This is a genomic window from Franconibacter daqui (assembly GCF_014644275.1).
Taxonomy (GTDB): domain Bacteria; phylum Pseudomonadota; class Gammaproteobacteria; order Enterobacterales; family Enterobacteriaceae; genus Franconibacter; species Franconibacter pulveris.
In genome coordinates this window covers 72,222-98,192 of sequence record NZ_BMKJ01000001.1, presented here as the reverse complement: position 1 = coordinate 98,192, position 25,971 = coordinate 72,222, and the positions used below count along the sequence as shown (strand labels likewise).

The 25,971-nt window shown below is 60.8% G+C and carries 14 protein-coding genes; 10 read left to right on the top strand and 4 right to left on the bottom strand.

What is annotated here, in order from left to right:
* Positions 1–63 precede the first annotated feature (63 nt).
* The 7 genes from IEX01_RS00450 to IEX01_RS00420 are packed head-to-tail and all read left to right on the top strand — an operon-like array spanning position 64 to position 11,448.
* Positions 64–1,878 carry a glycosyltransferase family 2 protein gene (locus IEX01_RS00450; protein WP_188723076.1) on the top strand — a complete coding sequence of 605 codons (1,815 nt, stop codon included), beginning with the start codon at positions 64–66 and terminating at the stop codon, positions 1,876–1,878.
* Complete coding sequence (locus IEX01_RS00445) at positions 1,875–3,209, top strand: DUF3131 domain-containing protein (RefSeq protein ID WP_188723075.1); 1,335 nt, start codon at positions 1,875–1,877, stop codon at positions 3,207–3,209. Before IEX01_RS00450 ends, IEX01_RS00445 begins: the two co-directional genes overlap by 4 nt.
* Positions 3,206–4,753, top strand: coding sequence for a DUF3131 domain-containing protein (locus tag IEX01_RS00440; protein WP_188723074.1), 1,548 nt, complete (start codon positions 3,206–3,208; stop codon positions 4,751–4,753). The genes IEX01_RS00445 and IEX01_RS00440 overlap by 4 nt, the downstream gene beginning before the upstream one ends.
* On the top strand, positions 4,738–6,132 hold the full coding sequence (locus IEX01_RS00435; protein WP_188723073.1) for a DUF3131 domain-containing protein: 1,395 nt from the start codon (positions 4,738–4,740) through the stop codon (positions 6,130–6,132). Before IEX01_RS00440 ends, IEX01_RS00435 begins: the two co-directional genes overlap by 16 nt.
* Positions 6,129–6,566 carry a globin gene (locus IEX01_RS00430; RefSeq protein WP_024557753.1) on the top strand — a complete coding sequence of 146 codons (438 nt, stop codon included), beginning with the start codon at positions 6,129–6,131 and terminating at the stop codon, positions 6,564–6,566. The genes IEX01_RS00435 and IEX01_RS00430 overlap by 4 nt, the downstream gene beginning before the upstream one ends.
* Entirely contained in the window at positions 6,563–9,259 is a 2,697-nt protein-coding gene (locus tag IEX01_RS00425; protein ID WP_188723072.1) for a response regulator, read from the top strand. Before IEX01_RS00430 ends, IEX01_RS00425 begins: the two co-directional genes overlap by 4 nt.
* Complete coding sequence (locus IEX01_RS00420) at positions 9,256–11,448, top strand: glycoside hydrolase family 2 protein (RefSeq protein ID WP_188723071.1); 2,193 nt, start codon at positions 9,256–9,258, stop codon at positions 11,446–11,448. The genes IEX01_RS00425 and IEX01_RS00420 overlap by 4 nt, the downstream gene beginning before the upstream one ends.
* A gap of 49 nt (positions 11,449–11,497) precedes the next feature.
* Here the strand turns inward: IEX01_RS00420 and hmpA are convergent, their stop codons facing one another.
* Complete coding sequence (gene hmpA, locus IEX01_RS00415; protein WP_188723070.1) at positions 11,498–12,766, bottom strand: NO-inducible flavohemoprotein; 1,269 nt, start codon at positions 12,764–12,766, stop codon at positions 11,498–11,500.
* A 320-nt stretch (positions 12,767–13,086) separates the two neighbouring features.
* Here hmpA and IEX01_RS00410 point away from each other — a divergent pair, with 320 nt between their 5' ends.
* Positions 13,087–15,699: an EAL domain-containing protein gene (locus IEX01_RS00410; protein ID WP_308423920.1), complete on the top strand. Its 2,613-nt coding sequence runs from the start codon at positions 13,087–13,089 to the stop codon at positions 15,697–15,699.
* A 30-nt stretch (positions 15,700–15,729) separates the two neighbouring features.
* On the opposite strand, the gene IEX01_RS00405 is transcribed toward IEX01_RS00410, so the two are convergent.
* Together IEX01_RS00405 and IEX01_RS00400 are read right to left on the bottom strand one after the other, a co-directional pair.
* Positions 15,730–16,686: a UV damage endonuclease UvsE gene (locus IEX01_RS00405; protein ID WP_024559859.1), complete on the bottom strand. Its 957-nt coding sequence runs from the start codon at positions 16,684–16,686 to the stop codon at positions 15,730–15,732.
* A gap of 109 nt (positions 16,687–16,795) precedes the next feature.
* Complete coding sequence (locus IEX01_RS00400; protein WP_024559858.1) at positions 16,796–18,775, bottom strand: ligand-gated channel protein; 1,980 nt, start codon at positions 18,773–18,775, stop codon at positions 16,796–16,798.
* 497 nt (positions 18,776–19,272) lie between these two features.
* On the opposite strand from IEX01_RS00400, the gene IEX01_RS00395 reads away from it, so the two are divergent.
* Positions 19,273–19,893 (top strand): response regulator transcription factor, encoded by a 621-nt coding sequence (locus IEX01_RS00395; RefSeq protein ID WP_024557746.1) that lies wholly within the window; start codon positions 19,273–19,275, stop codon positions 19,891–19,893.
* A 58-nt stretch (positions 19,894–19,951) separates the two neighbouring features.
* Positions 19,952–20,356, top strand: a complete 405-nt coding sequence (locus tag IEX01_RS00390) for a hypothetical protein (protein WP_024557745.1) — start codon at positions 19,952–19,954, stop codon at positions 20,354–20,356.
* A 25-nt stretch (positions 20,357–20,381) separates the two neighbouring features.
* Here the strand turns inward: IEX01_RS00390 and IEX01_RS00385 are convergent, their stop codons facing one another.
* On the bottom strand, positions 20,382–25,970 hold the full coding sequence (locus tag IEX01_RS00385; protein ID WP_188723069.1) for an ATP-binding sensor histidine kinase: 5,589 nt from the start codon (positions 25,968–25,970) through the stop codon (positions 20,382–20,384).
* Between the last annotated feature and the right edge of the window lies 1 nt (position 25,971).

Here is a 25,971-nt window from a genome sequence, read left to right as displayed (position 1 = left end):
TGATCATTTGCTCTGGCAAATTATTTCTTTATGAATTATTAAAACATCAGGACACCGGTTGCTATGGGGTTTTATTTCTCGCGATTTGAATCACGCTTGCCGCCTGAACCATTGCAAACGCCGCGCTGGGTGAAAATTGCCTGGCAAATACTCGCGGTGGCCGGGCTTATTCTTGGCGCTAACTATATTCGCTGGCGCTGGATGTCCTCGTTGAATATGGACGCCCTCTGGTACGCCATTCCGCTGGCGCTGGCGGAAACCCTCGCCTGGATTGGCACGCTGCTTTTTACCATCAACCTGTGGAAAGAGGTCGACCCGCCGCAGCTCGCGCCGCCCGCCGATATCAACGAGTGTCTCGCGGAGCAGGACCATACCGAGCCGCGCCCGGTGAAGGTTGATCTCTTTATCGCCACCTACTCCGAAGATGTGGAGCTGGTGCGGCTCTCCATTCGCGACGCGCTGAAAATGGCTTACCCCTTTCCGCTGGATTACCGCATACACGTGCTGGATGACGGCCGCCGGCCGGAGATGAAAGCGGTCTGCGACGAAGAGGGGGTGAATTACATCACCCGGCAAACCAACATTGGCTACAAGGCGGGCAACCTGCGAAACGGCCTGGAGCAGACCGATGGCGATTTTCTGGTTATCTGCGACGCCGACACCCGCGTCTTTTCTACCCTGCTCAGCCATACGCTGGGCTACTTCCGCGACCCGGATGTCGCCTGGGTGCAGACGCCGCAGTGGTTCTTCGACCTGCCGGAAGGCGAACGCCTGCCGCGCTGGCTGGCCCGCCGGACGGGCAAACCGGGCTACGCGCTGGGCTGGACGCTGGAGAAAATCGTCGGCCCCGTCACGCTCGGACGCGACCCGTTTTTTAACGATCCGCGTATGTTCTATGACGTCATCCTGCGCCGCCGCAACTGGGCGAACGCCGCCTTCTGCTGCGGCGCGGCCTCTGTCCACCGTCGCGAGGCGGTAATGCAGGCGGCGCTCAGAAGCTATGTGTGGAACGTGGAAGAGGAGATTGAGCGCCACACCCGCGACATTCAGGACCCGGCGATGCGCGAAGCGCTGCAGGAGGCCATGCGCCCGCACGTGGCGTTTGACACCGAGCTGACGCCCTATAAATTTCACGTTTCGGAAGATATTTATACCTCCATCGTGCTGCACGGCGATGACGCCCGCCGCTGGCGCTCGGTCATGCACCCGCGCATTGAATCGAAGATGCTCTCGCCGCAGGATATGCTGACCTGGATAATCCAGCGCTTCAAATATGCCGCAGGCTCGCTGGATATTCTGTTTCACGACAACATCTTCAGCCGCCGCCGTTTTAAGCTTTCGCTGCCGCAAACGCTGATGTACGGCACCACCTTCTGGTCCTATCTCGCCTGCGTCTGGAACACGGTGTTTCTGATCTCGCCGATCGTCTACCTCTTTACCGGGATCCCGCCGGTTTCCGCCTGGTCGACGCCGTTTTACCTTCACTTTCTGCCCTTTTTTATTGTTTCCGAACTGGCATTCATGTTCGGCACATGGGGGATCTCCGCCTGGGATGGGCGCGCCTCGTATCTGGCTTTTTTCTCCATGAACCTGCGGGCGTTGAACACGGTGCTTAAGGGCGAGCAGATCAAGTTCCACGTGACGCCGAAAGAGCGGCAGACCGGACGGTTTCTCTACCTGGTGAAGCCGCAAATCGCCATCGTGGCGCTGACGCTCGCCGGGCTTATCTGGGGCGGCATTCAGGTGGCGCGCGGCCAGGTGGATGATCCGTCGGGCTATGTGATTAACATCTTCTGGGGTGCGGTGAATATCGCCGCCATGCTGCCGCTTATTCTCGCGGCGATGTGGACGCCCGCCGACGAGGAGGCGTCGTCATGAAAACCCGGGAGGCGCTGCTGAGCGCCCGCAGCTACATCACCATCCTGCTCGGCTTTTTGCTCGGCTTTGCCATTGTGGTCTGGGTGGAGCGGCAGATGCCGACTCGCGTGGAGAGCAGCGCGGGCATGACGCTGAGCGAAAATTTCCCGCCGCTGCCGGCGCCGCGCGAGCTGACCTTCAACGAAGCGGTCTGGGCGCGGGTCGCCTGGCAATACTTTGTCAACAACACGCAACCCAATGGCCTCGCCAACGCCCATGACGGCGCACCCTGGCTGAACCTCTGGAGCACCGGCAGCTACCTGTTCGCCGCGCTCGCCGCCCGCCAGCTTGATGTCATCACGCAGGCGGAGTTTGACGAACGCATCACCGCCGCGCTGTTCGCGCTGGGCCAGCTGCCGCTGAACGCGCAGGGCCTGCCCGCCGCCTATTACCACGCCGACACGCTCACGATCCTCGGCAAGCCCGACAGCTCCGCCATCGGCATGGGCCGCCTGCTGATGGCGCTGGAAACGCTGCTCTGGCGCTATCCGGGCCATGCGGCGGAGGTACGGGATCTCTTCAGCCAGTGGCAAACCGGCGCGCTTATCACCACCGGCGCGACCACCCGCGACTCCCTGCCGGTGCGCCACTGGATGCTGGCGACGGACGAACCGCGCAACAGCTTCGGCTACCGGCTTTACGCCAGCCACACGCTGCGGCTTATCGACAGCGCGGCGGGGCTTGCCGTCACCAACCCGCCCGAAGGCCAGCAGATGATGGATATCGACGGCATCATGGTGCCGGACGAGGGGCTGCGCACGCCGTGGGGGCGTCAGCCGTCGCTGGTGAGCCTGCCTTATCTGCTTACCGGCCTTGAGCGCGGGTTTGACGCGCAGAGCGGTGAAATCGCCTGGCGCATTATGCAAATTCAGCAGCGCCGCCACAGCCTGCGGGTGCGTAAGCCGCCCATCAGCACCGATTACGCCGAGCCGGCGCCCGATTACACGCGCGATCGGCCCAATCAGCCGCCGGTTAACGAGCCGCTGCTAAGCGACATGCCGCCGGAGCAGCGCGCCATCACCTCAACCCGCTCCGCCTTCGCCTGGTATGCGCTGTTTCGCAACGAGTGGAGCGAGGCGCTGCGCCAGCAGGTGCAGGCGCTGCAGGTGCCGGGCAAAGGCTGGCAGCGCGGGCTGAACCTGAATAACAGCACAAATAACGTCATTGATGCGGATACGAACGCGGTGGTGCTGGAGAGCCTCTCCTTCATCGCGCATGGCCAACTGCTGTGCCTGGCCTGCCTGAACGATACCCCGCCCCGCCCCTCTTCTCTTGCAGGAGCTACGCCATGAAGCTGAACTGTTTGTCCCTGTTTCGCCGGTGGGTCGGCTATGCGGCGCTCGGTCTGTTGTTAAGCGGCGCCCAGGCCGCAACGGAGCTGCCCGCCTCCGGCTATCCGGTGCGCAGCGGCGAGCTCACCGCCCAGGAGATGACGATGGCGAAAAACGCCTGGCAATATTTCGTCGCCAACTATCAGCCGACCACCGGGCTTGTGAACGCGGTAAACAAATACCCGTCCACCACCATGTGGGACAGCGCTTCGTATCTTGCCGCCATGACCGCGGCCCGCGAGCTCGGCATTATTGATAAAGCGGAGTTCGACCGCCGCATGCTGAAAATTCTCGCCACGCTCAACACCATCCAGCTCTATAACAACGAGCTGCCGAACAAAGCCTATAACACCATCAACGGCCAGAAGGTGAACTACCTGAACAAGCCCGGCGATATCGGCTTTTCGGCGCTGGATATCGGCCGCATGCTCTTGTGGCTGAAAATCATCAAAGAGCGCTACCCGGAATATGGCAACAGCGTGGATAACATCGTGCTCGGCTGGGACTTCTCCCACGTCGTCGACCCCTGCGGCACGCTCTACGGCGCGGTAGTTGAAAACGGCAAACCGAAATATGTGCAGGAGGGACGGCTGGGGTATGAAGAGTACGCCTCGGCGGGCTACCAGCTCTGGGGCTTCAACACCTGCCAGGCCAACCGCCCGGAGCCTTACGATCTGGCGGAAATCTATTGCGTGATGGTGCCTTATGATTCGCGCGACCCGCGCCAGACCTATCAGCATAACTATGTCGTTACCGAATCTTATCTGCTGCACGGGCTGGAGCTTGGGTTTGACAACCCCACCGACCGCGACGACAGCCCGCGTAACTTTACCCACCCGTGGATGAAAAACTTCGCCGACCGCGTTTATCAGGCGCAGGAGAACCGTTACGCCATTACCGGCATTTTAACCGCCCGTTCAGAGCACCAGCTCGATAAATCGCCCTACTTTGTCTACGACACGGTTTTCAGCGACGGCTTTAACTGGAACACCATTACCGATAAAGGCCAGTACGTGCCCAACTCGGCGGCGGTGTCGCTGAAAGCGGCGCTGGGCATGTGGGCGCTGTGGGACTCGCCCTACACCGATCGCCTGCTGAGCACCATTGAAAACGCCAGCCAACAAGGCCTTGGCTACTACGAAGGGCTGTATGAAAACGGCGACGGCCCTATCAAGGAGTTCACCGCCAACAACAACGGCATCATGATGGAGGCGCTGCTGTTCAAAAAAGAGGGCAAGCTGCTGCGCTTTAACACCAACCAGCCCAAAAACAAAGATTTCGCCCCGTCGCTGTGGGAGAAAAAGCTGGTCAACCTGTTTGAGGAGAACAACACCCGCCGCAACCGCCCCTTTATCGACCCGACGCCGGGCGTGAAGAACTGGTGCGAACAGACCGGCACCGCGCTGCGCACAGCGCCCTCCTGCCAGGCGTGCCAGTGCGCCTCCTGTAAGGACGATGCGCCTGTCAAATTGCCTCCGGTGACCGCCTCATGCTTAAAACAGTAAGCCGCCTGCTGTTGCTGGCGCTCCTGATAGCCCTGCTCGCTTTTGCGTTCGCCGCAAGAGACGGCGCGGGCTGGCGCTGGCTCACCAAAGGAGGCTGGCACACCACGGCGCGCATCAGCGCCCTGACGCCGCAGGAGCGCGAATGGGCCGCGGTTGCCTGGCGCTACTTCGTCAATAACACCCAGCCGCAGACGGGGCTGGTGAACGGCAGCGACAAGCAGCCGCGCGTTACCCTCTGGCAGATGGGCGATACGCTGATTGCGCTGCTCGCCGCCCGTGAGCTGGGGCTGGTAAAAGAGGCGGAGTTTGACGACCGGCTGACGCGCCTGCTCGGCACGCTCAACCGCCTGATGCTCTCAGAGAGCCGCACGCCGGGGCGAATGTACTCCACCCAGTCCGCCACCATGGTCGATTTCGCCGGCAAGCCGGTGAAAAGCGGCTGGTCGGCCCGCGATATGGCCCGCCTGCTGCTGGCGCTGCGCCTTACCGCCGACTGGGCGCCGCAGTATCAGGAGTACCTTGAGCGCATCGTGCTGCGCTGGAATTTCTGCCCGGTTGTCGATAGGCACGGGGAGCTGTGGTCATCGATGCTGGAGGAAGGCGCGCCGACGCTTCGCGAAGAGCTGCGTCTTGGCGAAAGCGAGTATGCCGCCAGCGCGTTTCGTCTCTGGGGCTTCGACCCGCAAAAAGCGCTGAACCCGCCTGCGCAGAACGTGATTATTTACCAGCGCGCGCTGGCGGTAGACGCCCGCGACCCGCGCACCACCTGGCAGCCTTCGCTTATCTCTACCCTGCCTTACATGCTGCCGGGCCTGGAGTTCGGCTGGCAGCCGCCCGGCATCAACGACGAAATCAGTCAGTCGCTGCGCGAGCGGGCGAATCTCGTCTATCTCACCCAGCAAACCCGCTGGGAAAAAGAAAAGGTGCTGACCGCCCGCGCCGACTATTTTGTCGGCGAAGCGCCCTGGCACGTTGCCGACACCGTCTGGGGCAACGGCTTTGCCTGGAATACGCTTGGCGACGACGGCAAGTATTACCCGCGTCGGGCGCAGGTCACCACCAAAGCGGTGTTCGCGCTGTGGGCGCTCTGGGAAACCCCTTATACCGACGCTCTGATGCGCGTCGCGCAGCGGATGTTCGACGACAAGCGCGGCTGGTACGAAGGCCGGGTGGAAGCGACCGGCGATTACAACCGCATGGTGACGCTCTCCACCAACGCCACGGTGCTGGAGGCGCTCTTCTATAAGGCGCATGGCGGCCCTTTGCTGCGCGGCGGGCTTATCGAAAACGACAGCTACTTCAGCCTGCGGGCGCAGGACACGTTTACTTCGCCGGGCCTCTGCCTGCCGGGCGAGCGCCGTACGGAGGCCAGAAAATGAAATTCTACCGCGACCTGTTTGACGCAAGCCTGAGCCGGGTTTTTCCGCAGGATGACAAAACGCCCTTTTTCAACGCCTTTTACGAGAAGTTCATCCATATGTCGCCGGAAACGGAGCGCCATTTCCAGGCGGTGAACGCCGATGACCTGCGCCGCCTTATCCATAAAAGCTTTTTCGCCATGCTGGCGGTGGACGGCTCGCTGTTCGTGCCCGACTTTCTGGAAAGCCTGGCCCGCGACCAGGGCAGCGGCGGGATTGGCCTGCCGCCGGGCTTCTTCGCGCTGTGGCGTCTGGCGATGCTCAATACCGTGCGCGAGCGCGACCCGCTGTGCGACGAAGAGGTGCTGACCGCCTGGGCGATGTCGATTGCGCCAGGGCTTGAGTATCTGCGCCGCCAGGCGGAGCTGCACTATCAGGCGGGAGAGCAGCCATGAACGCGCACTCGCAATACGATCTTAATGCCCTGCCGGCGGCGGTGATGATTTATGACGCCGAAGAACGGCTGGCGGCGTGGAATGAGAACATCACGCGCTTTTATCCGACGCTCGCGCCGCATCTGCATAAAGGGGCCACGCTCTCAGAGCTGGCGGTCCGCTTTATTGACGCCGCCTACGATACCGAGCCGGGACGTCGCCAGGCGCTGGCGGCCTCCATCGTCGCCAACTGTCGCCAGGATAACCATTGCGAAGTGCGCCACGCGAGCGGGCGCCGCGTCTTCGTGCAACACCAGCGGTTGCCGGATGGCGGCATCGTCAGCCTGCACACGGACATTACGCGTCTCGACATGGCCCGCAACTCCCGCCAGTTGCTGCATGACGATTTTCTGCTGGCGGCGGAATCCATTCATATCGGCATCTGGGACTGGCAGGTCACGCCCGATATTTTGCAGGTTAACGACGCGCTGCTGATGCTCACAGGCCAGCCGCGCGGCGAGTGGCATTACAGCGCGCGCTTCCTGCAGGGGCTGGTGCATGAAGAGGACCGCCCCGTGCTGCGTGAAGCGATGCAGAAGGCGCGCAAACACCACCAGCCGGTGTTTGAGTGTGAGATCCGGGTGCGGCATGCGCAGGGGCACTGGCGCTGGATGCTGCTCTCCGGCCAGGTGATCACGCTCACGATGGACGGCGAAATGGAGCGCGTTATCGGCACGCTGCAGGATATTACCCGGCGTAAAGAGGCGGAGCTTATCGCCATTGACGCGGCGAAAGCGGCGCGCCAGGCGAACGAGGCGAAAAGCGCCTTCCTCGCCAATATGAGTCACGAAATTCGCACGCCGATGAACGGCATTCTGGGGATGACGCAGCTGTGCCTGGAAACAGATCTCAACGCCGAGCAGCGCGACTATTTGACCCTTGTGATGAGTTCGGCCCAGTCGCTTTTGCACATCATTAACGACATCCTGGATTTCTCAAAAATCGAGGCGGGGAAAATTGAGCTGGAGGAAGAGGCGCTGGCTATCCGCCCCTTTATTCAGACGCTCATCCGCCCGCAGATGCCCGCCGCCAGTGAAAAGGGAGTGGAGCTGCTGGTGGATATCGCCCCGCAGGTGCCGGACGTGCTGCGGTTCGACAGCGTGCGGCTGCGCCAGATCCTCACCAATCTCTTAAGCAACGCGCTGAAGTTTACGCATCAGGGCGAAGTGCTGCTGGCGATAGAGCCGGATAAACGGGCGGGCCGTTGGCGCTTTCGCGTGCGCGACAGCGGCATCGGCATTCCTGCTGAGAAGCAGCAGCTGATATTTGAAGCCTTCAGCCAGGCGGACAGCTCCACCACCCGGCGCTATGGCGGCACCGGGCTTGGGCTGACCATCTCCGCGCGGCTTGTCGGCATGATGGGCGGCCTGCTTGAGGTGACCAGCGCGCCGGGCCTCGGCAGCGAGTTTTCGTTCTCGCTGGCGCTGGAAAGCGCCCTTTCCGTCAGCGACAACCGCAAAGAGCAGCGTTTCAGCGGCGAGCGAGTGCTGGTGGCGGACGATAACGCCACCAACCTGCGGCTGCTGAACGCGATGTTGACCGCCATGGGCCTCGCGCCCCGGTGCGTGGATAACCCCCGGGAGGCGCTGGTTCAGGTGTCGCAGCAGCCCCCTTTCCCGGTGATTTTGCTGGATGCGCAAATGCCCGACATGGACGGCGTTTCGCTGGCGCTGGAGCTCTCCGTGCTGCCGCAGGCGCGACAGAGCCGCATCATCATGCTGAGTTCCATGAACCGTCATTTCGACATGAACACGCTTAAGCGCATCGGCATCGCCCATTACCTCCACAAGCCGGTGGATCAGAGCGAACTGCATCAGGCGCTCAATGCGCTGCTGCGCCCCGCCGCGTTGTCCGCCGCCTCGCCCCAGCCCGCGCCAGGTGAGACGCCGCAGCGCCCGCTGCGCATTCTGCTGGCGGAAGACAATCTGGTGAACCAGCGGCTGGCGAACCGGCTGCTGGAGCAACTGGGGCACCGCTGCGAGACGGTGGGCGACGGCGCCGCGGCGCTGGCGCGCTGGCGCGAAGAGAACTGGGATGTGGTGCTGATGGATTTGCAAATGCCCCACATGGACGGCGAAACCGCCATCGCGCTGCTGCGCGAAGAAGAGCGGCCGCGCGCGGGGGCGCGTCAGCCCGTCATCGCCATGACCGCTCACGCCATGCAGGGCGATAAAGAGCGCTGTCTGGCGATGGGCTTCGATGGCTATATCGCCAAACCGATAACGCGGGAAGCGCTGACCGCTGAGCTTAACCGCGTGACGGCGACCGCGGCGCCTGCGCCCGCGCCAAACGCGCAAACGACGCCTGCGGACGAAGGGCTGCCGGTGGAAGCCGCGCTGCTTGAACAGTGCGGCGGCGACCCGCAACTGGTGACCGAGCTGATGGCGATTTTTCGCAGCGAGATAGCCTTGCTGGTGGCGGAGATAGAACAGGCCATCGCCGGGCAGGATCGGGAAGCGCTGCGCCGCGCCGCCCATAAGCTGCGCGGCGAAGCCATCACCCTCGATTTTAATCGGCTGGGCGAGCTGCTGCGCCAGCTGGAAACCGGCGCGAAAACCCTGAGCGAGACGCACCTTAACCAGCTGTTACAAGCCTTGCGCCAGGAGCAAACCCGCGTCGTCGCCTGGCTGCAACGAAGAGAGGAGAAGCGATGATACGTTACGCGCTTGCGCTGTGGTGTTGTGTTGCCGCCTTCGCTCAGGCGACTGCGCTGCCGGTCACCTGGTCTCTTGCCGGCGACTGGCGCGCCCATGACGCCAACGACCCGGCCTTTGACGGCGTGCGCGCCCGCGATGACGGCTGGTCTTCTCTGCGCGTGCCCGCCAACTGGTACAGCGCGGGACGCGATCACCAGGGGGCGCTCTGGTATCGCCACGCCTTTACCCTGCCGAAACTTAGCGATGATACGCTGGCGACGCTCACCTTCGACGGCGTGGATTACTTTGCCGATGTGACGCTTAACGGCCAACCGCTTGGCCGCCACGAAGGCTATTTTCAGCGCTTCTCGCTGGATGCGACCGACGCGTTGCGCCGCCATAACCGGCTGGCGGTGAAAGTGGACAGCCCGTTTGAAGACCCAAAAACTATCTGGCCGCTGCATAAAAACATGGTGAAGGGCGTGCTGAACCAGCACGACACGCGCCCCGGCGGCGCCTGGTCGCCGGAGGGCCAGGACGCCAACTCCGGCGGCATCTGGGCGCCGGTGCGGCTGCACCTGAGCCGCGGCGCGGCGATTGACGAGGTCATCGTACGCCCCGACTGGCAGGCGGGCCTGGAGAAACCCCGCCTGCGCGCGGAGATAGTTTACCGCGCCCGCGAAAACCGTCACGCCACGCTGCGCCTGACGGCCTCCCCCGCTAACTTTGCCGGCGACAGCTTTCGTCTTGAGCAGCCCGTGACGCTCAGCACCACCGGCAAAACGGCGCAGCGTCTGCGCGTCACGCTGCCGATGGACGGCGCGAAGCTCTGGTGGCCCGCAGGCTACGGCAAGCCGCATCTCTACCAGATTCGGGCGAGCCTGCACGACGCGCAAGGGGTGATGGACGTGGCGAAAACCCGTACCGGGCTGCGTAAAGCGCAGGAAATGCCCGATAACCAGGGTTGGCGGATTAACGACAAACGCATTTTCATCAAAGGCTCCAACTACATCGGCTCGCCCTGGCTTAGCGAGATGACGGCGAAAACGTATCGCCGCGATTTTCAACTGGTGCTGGCGATGAACGCCAACGCCATTCGCGTACATGGCCACGTGGCGGGACGGCCGCTTTATCAGGTGGCAGATGAGATGGGGTTGATGATCTGGCAGGATGTGCCGCTCCAGTGGGGGTATAACAACAGCGAGACGTTTGCCGACAACGCGGCGCGCCAGACCCGCGAGATGGTGGCGCAGTTTGGCAACTCCCCGGCCATTATCGCCTGGGGCGGCCACAACGAGCCGCCGTGGAACTCGCCGTGGATGGAAAAACGCTTCCCGGACTGGAATAACAATCTCAACCGGATGTTGACGGAGCGCGTGGCGGACGCGCTGGCGGAGGACACATCGCGCATCGTCCACCGTTTCTCCGCGGTCGAAGAGCACTACTGGCAGGGGTGGTATTTCGGCACCATGCGCGACATGCTGGCGCCCGCCAAAACCGGCATCATCACCGAATTCGGCGCTCAGGCGCTGCCGGACCTGGCGACGCTGAAGACCATTATTCCGCCGCAGCTGCGCTGGCCCGCCACCACGGCGGCGGACGACCCGGGCTGGACGCGCTGGAAATACCATAACTTTCAGCCGTTCCAGACCTTTAAGTTCGCCCACATCCCGCGCGGCGAGAACCTGGAAACGTTTATCCATAATACCCAGCGCTACCAGGCGCAACTGGTGGCGCTGGCGGCGGAGAGCTACCGACGCCAGCGTTACCAGCCGGTCACCGCGCTGTTCCAGTTTATGTTTGTGGAGACCTGGCCTTCGATAAACTGGGGCGTGGTGGATTACCTGCGTAAGCCCAAGGCGGGCTATTACGCCCTGCAGCGCGCCTATCAGCCGCTGCTGCCCTCCATCGAACCGGTGACCGCCGTCTGGCAAAAAGGCCAGCCTGGCAGCGTTGGGCTGTGGGCCATTAATGACACCTTCGCCGATTGCCGGGCGTGCACGTTAACGTGGACCGTGACGCAGAATAACCGCACCCTGCTTGCGTCGCAGACGCGCCGGACGCTGGCCGCCGACAGCCTGAACAAGATTGAGACGCTGAACATCACGCCGCAGGCGGCGGGCGAGCTTCTGGTGAGCTTTACCATTTACGACGCGAAAGGAAAGGTGGTGGGGAAAAACCGCTATCGCGAAACGGTGAAAGAGTAAGGTTTATCGGGCAATGAACAGGCCGGACGCCCCGGCCTGTATTGTCTGGTCAGAAAACGACGCCGCCGGTGCCGAACGCCTCGCTGTGGATTTGCGCCTGCGGGATCCCGGCGTTAATCAGCGCGCGGTGCTGTTCCTGCATAAAAGGGAGAGGGCCGCAGAGATAATAGTCCGCCATTTTCGGCAGGTACGACGGCGGCACTGCGCTGAGATCGAGCCGCCCGTGCAGATGGTAATCCGCGCCCTGCACGTCATGATCTTTCACCTCTTCATACGCGATAAACACATGCAGATTGTGGTTCTCTTTCGCGAGCGCCTTAATCTCCTTGCGCAAGGCGTGTACGTCAGAACCGCGGGCGGCATGCAGGAAATAGATCTGCTTTTTATTTCGCTCCGCCGCCTCGCCGCCGTTTTGCCCGGGGTGGCTGTGCGGGTCGGCGGTTTCCGCCAGCAGATGGTTGACCATAGAGATCATCGGCGTCAGGCCGACCCCTGCGCTTATCAGCACGTTGTCTTTATCGGGGTTTAGCAGATAGAAGTTGCCGGTGGGGGCGCTCAGCTCCACCGTGTCGCCTTCGTTAATGGATTTATGCAGCGTGGAGGAGACGTAGCCCGGGTCCTGCCCCGGCGCGCGGGCCTCTTCACGCTTGACGGAGATACGCAGGTAGTTATCGCCGGGGCTGCTGGAGAGGCTGTACTGCCGCGGCTGCTTCATGCCCAGCGCCGGAACGTAAATGCGCAGGGTGACATATTGCCCCGGCTTATAGTCAGGCAGCGCTTTACCATCTTTCGCTACCAGGTAAAACGAGGTTATCTCCGCGCTCTCCTTGACCTTTTTATCCACCACGAAATTACGCCAGCCGAGCCAGCTTCCCTCGGTGTTCTGGTGCGCTTCGTAGATTTTCTTCTCGGTGGCGATAAAGATATCCGCCAGATCCTGATAAGCCGCGCCCCAGGCGCCAATCAGCTCATGATCCATGGGGATGGTGAGCACTTCGCTTATCGAGTGCAGCAGGTTTTCGCCAACGATATCGTAATCCGGCGCGCTGATATTCAGACTCACATGCTTATGGCAGATAAGCTCAATGACCGGCGCCAGCACGCCAGGATTATCAATATTTTCCGCATAGGCCAGCACGGCGCCCGCCAGCGCTTTCGCCTGCGCCCCGCTGCGCTGGTGCCCCATATTAAATACCTCTTTTAATTCAGGGTTCTTTCGCAACATACGTTTATAAAAATAATCCGTTAACGCCACGCCATTCTCTTTAAGCACCGGCACGGTATCTTTCACTAATTGTTTTTGCGTTTCCGTCAACATAGGACCTCACACGAATAGTTATCGTCATCGTGACGCTTTATAGAGAAGATCTCCTTAACTGCCGTAGGGCTATAACGAGTATAAGAGGAAAAGCAAGGCCCTGCCGGGAAGGGCCAGGATGCGCCTGTGGCGACGGCAAATGAAAAGGCTGCCGCCTGGTATGACATTTGTGGCTGTAACGTTGCTGTCAATTTCGTTACTTAAGTGACGCTCATCAAAATTCCCATTCCGTTATCACATTCTCCCTTACCTGTGCCGATAACGGTTTAAGGCGGAGCATGTCTTGCGCCCGAATAAAAAATAAAAAGAGGTTTCATCAGGTGAACATCATTTCTGTTAAGCATGCTGAGCCGTTTACGGGCCGCATCAAGGAAAGCATTAAAAAAACGCTGGCGGTGCTGGTATCGCTGTTGGGGGTTATTTTTCTGATAGCCATTTTCGCGCTGCTGAACATTGCCCACGATCTTAATGAGCACGCCGACGATCACAGTCGGTTGCTGTTGCGCAAGGCGCTGTTCAGCCGTCAGGACAGTATCCGCTCCCACCTTCAGGACAACGCCGCCTGGGGCGAAGCTTACGAAAACCTGCACCGGCGGGTTAATCCCGCGTGGGCCTGGGATAAGCAGAACCTCGGCGCTTCGCTTTACAAGAACTTTGGTTATGAAGGCGTTTTCGTGCTCGACGGGAAAGACGACACGCGCTACAGCATTCTTAATGGCAAGCGCCAGTCCCGGACACTGGCGGACTGGCTGGGAAGGAACCCGACGCCTGAACTGCGCCAGGCGCTGGCGCGCTCGCAAGGCAAACCGGTTTCCCGGCTCATGCTCGCCCAGGGCGAACTTATTTTGCTGGCCGCCGCCTGGATTACGCCCGGCAGCGATATTAACGTGACGCCTATACCTGGCGCCGCGTCAATGCTGGTTTTTGTCGATCGTCTTACGTTCAGCAAGCTGCAAAGCATGGGGCTTGAATACGGCATCCACGATACGCAGGTGAAAACCCCCGCTACGCCTGTGGCGACCTATCCGCAAGCGAGCCTGACGCTGCCGGTTTATGGTGGCTCTATCCAGCTGGTCTGGCGCAGCGACAACCCCGGCGGCGCACTGCTGACCTGGGTGCTGCCGCTGCTGGTGTTCCTGATGTTCGCCACGCTGGTATTCGCCTTCATGCTGATGCGCAATACGCTGTTGAAAGCGCAGCGTAATGATGAAAATACTTTTCTGCTGGAGCAAAGCCGCCTCGCGCTGGCGGCCAGCGAAAATCGCTTTCGCGATGTCGCCGAGGCCGCCACCGACTGGATCTGGGAGACGGACGAGCAGTTGCGCTTCACCTGGATCTCCGAACGCTTTCCGGCTATTACCGGTTACCGCATCGGCGACTGGCTGGGCCAGCCGTTAACGGAGTTTTTGCAAAACGACAGCTTCGCGCTGACGCAGTGGCTGAAAAACCCGCAGCCTGCAAACAACCTGACGCTGACCCACTGCCGCTATCTTTCAGGCCAGCAGCGCCAGCGTTACTGTAACCTGACGCTGAAAAACGTCACCATGATGAATGGCCAGCGCGGTTTTCGCGGCACCGCGACGGACGTTACGCTTGAGATAGAAGCGCAGCAGCGGGTTGACTACCTTTCCCATCACGATGAGCTCACCGGTCTGCCGAACCGCGTGCAGATGAAAGCGTTTCTCGAAGGCAAGCTGCGGGCCAAACCCACGACAGAGCGGCCGCTCGCCATGATCATGCTGGATCTGGATAAATTTAAACCGGTCAACGATCTCTTCGGCCACGCGGCGGGCGACGATGTGCTGCATGAAATGTCCAGCCGCCTGCGCCGCTGTCTGGGGGATAACGGTCTGGTGGCCCGGCACGGCGGCGATGAGTTTATCCTGATCGTACCGGATATTCGCAGCCGGGCGGCGGTGGAAACGCTTTGCCAGCAGCTGATCGTGGCGATCACCTGCCCCTACCAGATTAACGGCCACGAGATTTTTATCGGCGCGAGCATGGGCATCGCGCTGGCGCCGCAGGACGCGACCGACGCCAACGACCTGCTGCGCTTTGCCGATATCGCGCTGTATCAAGCCAAGACCAGCGGGCATAACCTGTGGGTGTTTTACCAGCCCGATATGAGCGAGCAGATTGTGCAGCGGCGTGAAATGGAGCAGGCGCTGCGCGAGGCGATACGCGCAGACCAGCTGCGGCTGGTTTATCAACCGCGCTACGACATCAAATCCGCCCAGGTATACGCCGTGGAAGCGCTGGTGCGCTGGCAGCACCCTCGCCTTGGCCTGCTGACGCCGGATCAGTTTATTCCGCTGGCGGAAGAGACGGGGCTGATTATCGAACTGAGCGACTGGGTGATGCTGCAAGCGTGCCGGGCGATGCAGCAAACCTTACCGGAGCTGGCGCTGTCGGTGAATATCTCGGCAAGCGAGTTCCAGACGCCCGGGCTGGTTGAGCGGGTCCATAGCGCGCTGGAACAGAGCGGCTTCCCGCCCTCGCGTTTTGAGATAGAGGTGACGGAAAACGCCACGCTGAAAGCGCCGGATATCGCGCTGGAGATGATGCGACAGCTCAAGGCGATGGGCGTGCGTTTTCTGATTGATGATTTTGGCACCGGCTACGCGTCGTTGAGCTATCTGCGAACCTTCCCGTTCGACGGTATTAAGCTGGACCGCTCTTTTGTTATTCCGATGGCTGATTCCGAAAGCGCCTGCCTTATCGTCAAAAACATGATTGGGCTGGGTAAAGCCTACTCCCTTAACGTGACGGCGGAAGGGGTCGAAAACTCGCAGCAGCAAGAGTTGCTGAAAAAATATGAATGCGACATCCTGCAGGGATATTACATTGGCCGCCCGGCGCCGCTTGAGCAGATCAGGGAGCAGCAGGCGCCCGCCGTCAGCGCCAGAGCGCGCCTTGCGCTGGCAAAAACCTGATCGGCGCGCCGGAGTAAGCAGCCAGGTGCGCTATCGGCTTTTCGCGTAAGCGTAAAGCCTGTCGCGGGCGAGGTTTTTCATTTTGACCTCGCACATGATGTCGAAATCGGTAAACGAAAGCGCCCAGTCATTCAGCGTGGGGTTGAAGTAGTAATCGGAGTGGGCGCGCAGTTTGGTTTTTGGCACGCCAAGCGCGGCTTGTTCAGGGAAGCCCTGCGCCGGGATAAGCCCCTCCTGCGAAATGGAGTAGTGCAGCACGGGCCGCACGCCGCGCCAGGAGTCGATAACCTGCGCGATACGCGGGTCGTCAGGCCTGATAAAGGCATTCTCTTTTACCCAGTGGTGGTGAATATCCACCACTACCGGGCAGAGCGCCTGCGCCTGCAAAACATCGTCCAGCGAGCAGGAAATTTCGTCGTTTTCCACCGTCAGCATCCGCCTCGCTTCCGGGCTCAGTTTGTTGAACGCGCGCGTAAACCCGGCGAATCCGGCTTTGCCGTTCATGTGAATATTGATTTTAAAATCCTGAAAGGTTTTGCCGTAGCCCATCAGCCGCGCGCAGAGGGCGTGATACTCCACATCCTCTATCGCCCTTTCCACCACGTCCGGGTTATCGGAGGCTAACACGGAATACTGGCCGGGATGAAAAGAGAGCCGGATGTCGTTCGCCCGGGCGACATCGCCGCAGTCGGCAAACAACGGATAGAGATCGGGCAAAAATTCGTTATAGAGCCGCGTCGCTTCCGGCACCGTATACAGCGGCAGCAAATCGCTGCCGATGCGCATCATGCGCAGGTCGGCAGGCTCAAGGGCGAGCGCCTGAAAGATAAGCCGCAGATTGGTGAGGTTGGCGCGGGCGAGTTCATAAAGCAGCGTGGCCCCGGTTTCGTTATCCAGGCTCAGGAATCGCGTGCGGGTCGTCGCTTTGAAAGGAAAAAGTTGTTTCTGTTCAGCGTTTAAAAATTTACAAGCGAAGCCTAATTTCATGATTCCTCCGGATTAGCATGCGATAAGCTTAGCAGTTGCAACCCGGCGGCTGCGGCGCACATAAAAAAGCCCGAAACGGGTTCGGGCTTTGCCGCGTGCGTGACAAGGCTCAGAAGTTATAGGTTAAGCCGAGGGTATAGCGGCGGCCATCCAGAATGGTGTCGTAGGTGGCGTAATCAATCTGTTTATCGAAAACGTTATAAACCCCGGCGGTGAGCAGCAGATCTTTCGCGGCGTGATAACGCAGCCCCACATCAACCTGCGTGTAAGAAGGCGTGCCCTGCGCCATCGCGGTGCGGCTTAAATATTCCGAGCTTTTGCCGCGCAAGTTGAGGCGGCTCCAGAAGCCGACATCCGGCGTTGCCTGCCAGTCGAGCGTGGTGTTGAACATATGCTTCGGCATCTTGTTCAGCGGTTTGCCGGAGAACTGCCCGCTCTTTTGCTCCGACTCGGTAAAGGTGTAGTTCGCCGTCAGGTTGAGGTCTTTCACCATCTCCCAGCCGAAGGTGGACTCCACACCGCGCATATTGGCTTTATCCACGTTAACGCGGTCGCTGACAAAATCGTAGCGGTGGTTGCCAATCTGACAGGCCGGGTCGGCGCTGCTGTTGCAACGGCGCACTTCGGTGATTTTATCTTTAAAGTCCGTGTTGAAGAGCGTGACGCCCGCGTTCAGGTTATCGCCGTTATCCCACAGCAGCGCGATCTCTTCGCTCAGGCTCTTTTCCGGCTTGAGATCCGGGTTGCCGACGATAATGCCGTCAAGACGGCCGCCGCCGGTGACCTGCCCCCAGCTTGCGGAAGACTGGCGCAGCTCCGGGGCTTTATAGCCTGCGGAAACGCCCCCTTTCAGGGTCCACTGGTCATTGAGGTGCCAGACACCGTAGCCGCGCGGCGTCCAGTTGGTGCCGTAGTTCTCATCTTTATCCATGCGCAGGCCCGCCGTCAGCGTGAAGCTGTCGGTCATCGCCCACTCATCTTCCGAGAAGAGCGCCCAGCTCCAGCGGGTGAGTTTGCTCAGGCCCTGCGCCGCTTCCAGCTGGTTGCCGTTGTCGCGCAGCTTTTCATAGCGATATTGCCCGCCTACCGTCAGCGTATGGTCGCCAAGGAAGATCTGGTTCTGAGTGTTGAACGTGGTGTTCCAGGCCTTCATTTCACGTTCCGGGTTGTTCGACGTCTCCTGCTGAATGTAGCTGGTGGAGTTGAAATCGTCGTAATAACCGTGGTGCGTCAGCGCATACGTGGTGTGCTCGTAGCGGGTTTCGCTTTTCTCATTCGGCGTGCAGGTCGCGCCGCGACACACTTCAGCCGCTGTCGACATGCCCGGCGTGCTGTTGCGGTCCTGCAGTTCGCGGGCGATATCAAGGTCAAAATCGTTTTTGTCATCCGGCGTAACGTTCAGCGTAACGGCGCCGTTGCGCATCCGCTGCTCGTTATAGCCGTTGACAATGCGGTCCTCCTGGCGACGCGAGAAGAGCCCGCTCACCTTCACCCCCAGCAGCCCGTCAATAAGCGGCCCGGAGGCGTAAGCGTTGGTCTGGTAGAGATCGCCGGAATCGCGGTTCTCCTGGAAAGTGGCGTCGCCGTGCACCGAGCCCGTCCAGCTTTTGGTGTTCGACACCTTTTTGGTAATGACATTAATGACGCCGCCCATGGCGTCGGAGCCGTAGAGCGACGACATCGGGCCGCGAATTACCTCGATGCGCTCGATAGACTCCAGCGGCGGCAGCCAGCCCTGCTCAATGCCCGAGTTATCGCTATTCGGGCGAGTACTGCGGGTGCTGATGCGCTTGCCGTCCACCAGGAACAGCGTGTACTGGGAGGCCATGCCGCGAATGCTGATGTCGCTGCTGCTCGCCCCGCCGGTGACCACCACGCCCGGCACGTCCCGCAGCGCGTCGGTGACGTCGCGATAGGCTTTATCTTCAATCTGTTGCTTGGAAATGACGGAGATAGAAGCGGGCGCATTCTGGATCTTCTGCGCAAAACCCGTTGCGGTAACCACCATCTCGTCTTGTTCAGCGCCGAAGAGGTAAGGCGAAGCCGTGGCGGCGCACAGGGCCGCCGTGATGAGTAAACTGCGGGACATAACGTGTTATCCATTCCATGTAATGAGCGAAAATCCACCAGAATTCACCCTTTTAATTCAGCGGGTTTGCGCAGGCGAAGGCCCTTCTGATGGGAAAGCGGCGACAGTGTGCAGAAAAAAATAATTTGTGTAAACAAAAATGATATTGATTATCATTTGTATTGATGCGGCTATTGGCGCGTTCCGCAAGGTGCGAGGGCTGTAAAACAGGGTGTTTTAGCGATGCAGGTGAGCTAACCGCCTGTTTAACAGACGGGCGTTTGTTCAGAACACGTCTGTGCTTATCCGCCTTACCACTTTTTTCGCAATTGATTAGTTAACTTTACGCTTTCACCTTATTTTAAAGGTGATAATGAGAATTATTGTGTTAATATCCGGTTATATATTGGTAAAAACTGGATGTATGTGGCTGTAATCTAAGGAAGGAAAGGTCAATTGGCTCACCACTGACCGGTGCCAGACCCTGCATATATCCTGATGCCAGCCAGGAACGACTTATGGATCCTATTGTTTACGTTGTAGACGATGATACTTCGGTAAGGCAATCGCTGGTCCGCCTGCTGTCAGCGGAAGCGTATCGGGTGGCCGATTTTCCTTCTGCCGACGCTTTTCTGGCGCACGGTTTCAGCCCCGATCCCGCCTGTCTGATCCTGGATATGAACATGCCGGAAGCCGACGGGTTTTCCGTTACCGAAGCGCTCGCAAGTCTCGGCTATTTGATCCCGACGATCTTTCTTACCGGCTACGGCACCATCCCGCTTACTGTAAAAGCGATGAAAGCAGGCGCGTATGAGTTTATGACCAAACCTGCGGTGCCGAATCTGCTGTTAAAAGCGGTGGCGGACGCGCTGAAACTTTCCGAAACCAGAATGGGCGAAACGCGGGAATTACAGACGCTAAAAGCGCATTACGCCTCCCTGACGCCGCGTGAGCAGGAAGTTTTCCAGCTTGCTATCGGCGGCTTGCTCAATAAGCAAATCGCCACCGCGCTCGGCGTGAGCGAAATTACCGCGAAAGTGCATAAAAAACGCGTGATGGAGAAGATGCAGGTTCGCTCGCTGACGGATCTGGTCCGCGCGGCGGAGCGTCTGAATATCGCGAAAACACAAAGCCGTTAAACCGTTTGCCGCAGCCTCGCTGCGGCGGTCGCAAACGTTGACACTTCCAGGAGACCCCATGACCACCGACCCTATCGCCGAGCCGCGCGCGCAGCTTAAAGCCCTCTCCTCAACCCTCAGAAAATTGCATAAAGCGCTGGTGGATTTTGAAACCGTGCGCTTTGGCGACCCGGGCAGCGCCTTTGAACATTTGCAACTGCTCACCAGCCACCCGCAATTCGCCTGGCTGCGACAAATTTCGGAAATCCTGGTGGAGATTGACGAGCGGCTGGATAACAAAGAGGAGCCGGTGGACGCCGCGGCGCTGGAAACCGTGCGTAAAACCGTGGGCGGCCTGCTGGCGCTGGGGCCGGAGAACGGCAGCGAGTTTCATCAGAAATACCTCGATGCCCTGCAGGCTTCGCCCCAGGTGGCGATGGCGCACGGCGAGCTGCGCCATCTGCTGGCGGCGTCCCGCCCGTAATAACAAGGCCCGACCGTCGGGCCTTTTACTCATCGTCGCTGTCGGTCGGCAGAATAAAGGTAAAGACGCTGCCGTAAGGCTCGCGCGAGTGCGCCGTGAGCTTCCCTCTGTGCTTTTCAATAATGTCGTGGCTAATGCTAAGCCCCATCCCCATGCCGTGCGCTTTAGTGGTGTAGAACGAGTCAAAAAGCCGCGCTTTCACCTCCGCGCTCAGCCCGCACCCCGTATCGGCGATATCCAGCTGGATCTTGCCCGGCTGCGGGTTCTCCGAGCGGATCGTCAGAATGCGCCCCCGGCTGTGGATCTCCGTCATCGCGTCAATGGCGTTCACAATCAGGTTTAGCAGCACCTGCTGGATCTGCACGCTGTCGCCGTAGATAAACGCCTGCGCAGCCCTGAGCTCGTACTCCAGCAGAATTTGCCGCCGCTCCAGTTCGCTGCGCGAAAGGGTCATGATGTGGTAGACGATATGGTGCAGGTTGACCCGCGAATAGCTTGTCGTCTGGTTGCGCGTCAGCGCCTGCAGGCCGCGAATAATGTTCCCGGCGCGCTCCCCTTCGCTGATTATCTCCTCAAGGCTTGCGCGCGCGTTATCCAGCATCGCCGGTTCGCGGCTGAGCCAGCGCAGGCTGGCGCCCGCATTGGCGACGATGGACATCAGCGGCTGATTAATCTCATGGGCGATAGAGGCGGTAAGCTGGCCGACGGTGGTGGCGCGGGAAACGCGGGCAAGATCCGCCTGCGCCACGCGCACGGCGTCCTCCGACTGGCGGCGCGCCGTAATGTCGGTGATAACGCCGAAATATTCCGCCACGCTCGCTTCATCGCCCACCGGGTTGCCGACGCCGAGAATGTAGCGGCAGTCGCCGTCGGGGCGAAAAACGCGAAACTCCGCCCGCATCGGCACGCCGTTGCTGACGCTGTCGGTCACAAGCTTGCTGATGCGCGGATAATCTTCCGGATGCACCAGCGTCAGGAAATCCGCCATGGAGAGCGTGCGCTGCCGCCCCGGCAGCCCGAGAATGCGGGCGTATTCGTCAGAGACGAACATCAGGTCCTGCTCAAGATCCCAGCGCCAGGTGCCGGTGTGGCTGATGCGCTCGCCCAGCATCAGCGAGGTCTGGCTGGCGCGCAGCTCTTTTTCCACCCTGCGGCGCTGGATGTTCTCTTCCAGCAGCTCGGCGTACAGGCGCGCCGTTTCCAGCGACACCGCCGCCTGGGCCGCGAGCATGCCGACGATGCGCGAATGCTCGGCGGTAAACATCTCCGGCATCACCCGGTTTTCCAGGTAGAGCACGCCCACCATTCGCGCCTGCTTAAACATCGGCACGCACATCACCGCCGCGCCGGAGGTCACCAGGTACGGATCCTGGCCAAAGGGGCTGAAGATCTCCGGCTTGCTGGTGCGGATCTCCTTACCGGTGCGCATCACCGCGGCAAGAATCGAGAGCGGCAGATCGCTGGCGGTGGGCGCCTCTTTAACAATGCGCACCTTTACGCCGTCTGAGGAGGTCTCCGCGCAGGCCTGGATTTCGGCAATGTTGCTATCGGGAATGCGAATCAGCAGCCCACGCTGCGCCCCGGCGCGCTCAAGCAGCATGGTCATCAGCGTGTGGATCAGCCGGTCGAGGTTGATCTCTTCGGTCATGGCGCGGATAGCCCGCAGCGCGCTTTCGAGATCGTGTATCACCTCGTTCTGGGCGAAGGCGATGGTGTCGTAAGGGGTGCTCTGCCCGCCGGGGGCGAGATGCGGATAGCGCCGCTCAAGCTGGCGCAGTTTGGCCGTCGCGCCCCAGCGGCGCCAGGCGCTGAACGCGCTGCGAAAGTAGGCTTCCGAAGCGATGTGGTAACCGCAGGTCCTGGCAAAACGCCCGGCCATCTCGCAGGCGAGCCCGTTGATGTGGTGAAACTCCGCGCCGCCGGAGAGCTGGATGGCTTTCTCATAGTGCGCGGCGGCCACGTCGTTCTTCTGCGACAGGCGCGCCAGCTCCGCGCTAATCAACGCCTCTTTATCGGCAAAAGTCGCTGGATTATGGCGCGCCCACAGGGCGATTTTCTCATAATGCGCCGTGATTTTCGCCAGCTCCGCTGCGGTCACGCGCCCCGGCGCCAGGGAGAGGGTCAGCGAAAGCGCGCTGTAGAAATGGTAATCGAGCAGGTGAATATAGCCCGGCACCGCGCTGGCGAAGGGTTCGGCTCGCGCCAGGCAGCGGCGAGCATCGCTAAGCTCGCCCGCCATAAAGTGCGCCATCCCCCGGAAGAGCCAGAACCAGAACTGCGTCAGCGGCATCGGCTGACGCCCTTTTTCGCCCTCTCTTATCAGCAGCGAATCCGGAAAAAGATCCGTACCGGTAAAGCCGTCGGTAGCGCCGCTGCGCAGCTGCGTCACATAGAGACGCTGAAGCTGCAGCATGATCTCCACATCCGGGAAGCGCAGCTTGCGAATAAAGGTCAGCCCGCGTTCGATGGTGGTCATCACGCTGTCGAGATGCTCGCCGCGCGTGAGGAAATTCATGGTCTGATGGCGGATGATAAAACAGGCGACGGTCAGGTCGCCCTGCTCCACCGCCGTGGCGAAACACGTTTTCGCGCTCTCCACCGCAAAGCTCAGCGGCTGCTTCCAGGCGCTCGCCAGATCCACCGCCAGCAGCGTTCTGCTTTTAAAAGGGTTGAAGTGGTGCTCCATCACCAGGTCACGCCCCAGCAGGGCGTAGCGAAAGCCGCTGTTATACTCATCATAGCGGCGGCCGATAAGCACGCCGTACCAGGCGAGCGCGGAGGTAGAAGCGCCGCACAGGCCGCTGTCGAGCGTCATGTGCATGATTTTACACAGCAGCAGAAAATGCAGCCGTGGCGAGGCGAAGGCCGCGAACATGCTGGCGCTGAGCAGCAGGCTCATGATCGCCTCGGCTTCGCAGTCGCCACAACGCGCCAGCTCGTTGAACGTTTTAAACGGATTTTCACCCGCCCGCGCCTCTATCTCCCGCCATGCCGTCTCGCAGTCGCCGTCGTCGGGGTGACGGTTCAGATGAACGCCGAAGGCGGCAAGCCACGCCAGCGCCGTTTCAAGCGCCAGCGGCATATCGGACTGCCGCATATGGATTTCCGCCATCATGCAGGCGGCCACCGCTTTCTGTTGCGGACTGCCGGGCGTGATCATCAGCTGATTGCAGAGCGTGAGCGCGGCAGAGAGGTTGCCCTGCAGGAATTCACACTCCGCCTCTTCAAAGCCAAGCAGAAACGCCTCGTCCGGCGCTTTCACTAACGCATCGTCATACAGGCTTTTCGCCGTGTGCAGATAGCGCACCGCAGAGGCGTAATCGCCTGTGCTGCGCGCCCGTCGGGCGGCCAGCTGGCAAACCGCCCGGTAGCGGTCGCGCTCTGGCGAAAAGCGGATATGCCGTAGCGCGCGGGTAATATGGTGTACGGCCAGGAAGAGCTGCTCGTTGCTTTCGTTCTGGTTCAGCGCCTCGGTAAAAAGGCCGGCGGCGGCGAAATTAAGCCGTTCGATTTCGTCAGGCTCAAGCAGCGCCTGGGCCGCTTTGTGCACCCGGTCGTGGGTAAAGGCGTATTCATCGCCGGAAAAACGAATCAGGCGCGCGACGACGGCGGGCTGCAACTGCTCCTGAAGGCATTCCGGCGCAAGGCCTTGCATCTGGCTTAGCAGCGCCAGCTTGCCGGTTCCGCCGACGCAGGCGAGGCAGCCCAGCAAACGGCGTGCGGTCAGCGGCATCTCCTCAAGCTGCTGCAACACCAGGCTCGCCACATTTTCCGTATAGTTGCGCGCCTTGATGGCGGGCAAATCGTAGTGCCACTTGCCGTGCAGCTTGTTGTAGCTGATAAGCCCGTCTTTGACGATGCGCTGAAAAAATTCGTGGGTGAAGAGCGGATTGCCGTCGGTCTTTTCATGAATCAGCGCCGCCAGCTCGCCAAGGCCCGAAACGCGGGCCTGGAACAGCTCGGCAAGCCAGCGCGATATCGCCTTTACGCTAAGCGGCGCGGGGCGGATATCCACCAGCAGGCGCGCGCCGGCGCGTAATTTTTCCAGATAATGCGCGGCGTTGCCCGTGGGGAACGCCTCCGGCTCGCAATGCGAAACCACGATCAGCAGCGGCAGCGATTCGCTGTTGCTCACCAGCGACTCCAGCAGATGCAGGCTCGCCGGGTCAATCCACTGCAAATCTTCAATCACTAAAATCAGCGGGCATTCGCGGCTCGAGAGCGCCGCTACCAGCCGCGCCGCCATCTGATTGCAGCGGGCGCGGGCATCCGCCGCGCGGACGTCGGCGGGCATAAAGGTTTTACTTTCAAGCAGCAGCCCCAGCTCCGGCACCAGGTTCACCGCAAGCCCGGCGTAGCTGCCGAGCGCGTGCGCCAGACGGCGCTTCCAGAGCGCCACCTCCTGCGCATCAAGCCCTAACAGATGCAGCGCCAGCGAACGAAACGCGCCGGCTATCACCGAATAAGGCAGCACCGCGGAGTATTGATCCGCTTTGCTGACCGCAAGCAGCGCGGGCTGGTGGCTAAGCTTTCGCAGCGCAGAGGCGATAAGCGAGGATTTGCCGATGCCAAGCGGCCCGCTGACCGCGGCGAGCGTCAGCGTCCCGCTGGCGGCGACCCGCTCAAACGCCGCCGTCAGTTCGTTATCCTGCGGGTGCGCCAGAAACAGGTTATCGGGCCGCAGCGGCGCAGGCACCACATCCTGCAGGCCCGGCGTAAACACCGCAATCTCGCCGTTTTCTGCAAGGTGCGCCTGGCAGCGGCGCAGATCGGCAATCAGCCCTTCCACCGTCTGGTAGCGCCGCTCCGGCGACTTCTCAAGCAGGCGTAAGATAATGGCGCAAAGCATCGCCGGCACGGCAGGACGCACCTCCTGCAACGGACGGGGCGCGGAGGCGATATGGTGATGCGCCCACTCCGCCTGTCCGCCTTCGCTGAGGGCAAAGGGCAGCGCGCCGGTCAGCAGTTCGTAGAGCACGATGCCAAGGCTGTAGAGATCGCTTCGGCTGTCCACCGCGTCCCGGGTGCGGGCGGTGTGCTCCGGCGACATATAAGCCAGCGTGCCGCCCGACACGATAAGGCGCGTTTGCGTGGCGATATCCGCCGTCCCGCTGGCAAGCCCAAACCCCGCCAGCCGGTAGCTGCCGCCCGGGTCGAGAAAAAAGTTGCCGGGCTTGATATCGCTATGAATAAGCCCCTGCGCGTGCATCTGGCGCAGCGGCGCGCACAGACGAATGGCGAGCGAGAGAAAATCGGCGATGCCGCCCATTTTTAAGTGAGTCGACTGCGCCAGCGTGCGAAAAGGAAACGGCGCGTAAACCAGCGCATAACGTCCGTGGTGGCTGGTGGAGCTGATGGGCTTCACCGCCCAGGCGCCGGAAAGCTGAATGCGCAGCGCGAATTCGTTTTTCAGCAGTTGGGTCGTCTGGTAAACCGCCTCTTCGCTGGCTGCGGCGGCGCTGGCGAGAATAAAGCTGTCCGCGGCGTGCAGCGGCTGGCACAGCGTCCAGGCGATGCCGCCTTCCTGCGCCAGCGGCGTGAACAGGGTATCGTCAGTGAGGGTGAATACCTCACCCTCCATCACGCTTCCGGCGGCGGACAGTTTTTCACTCATA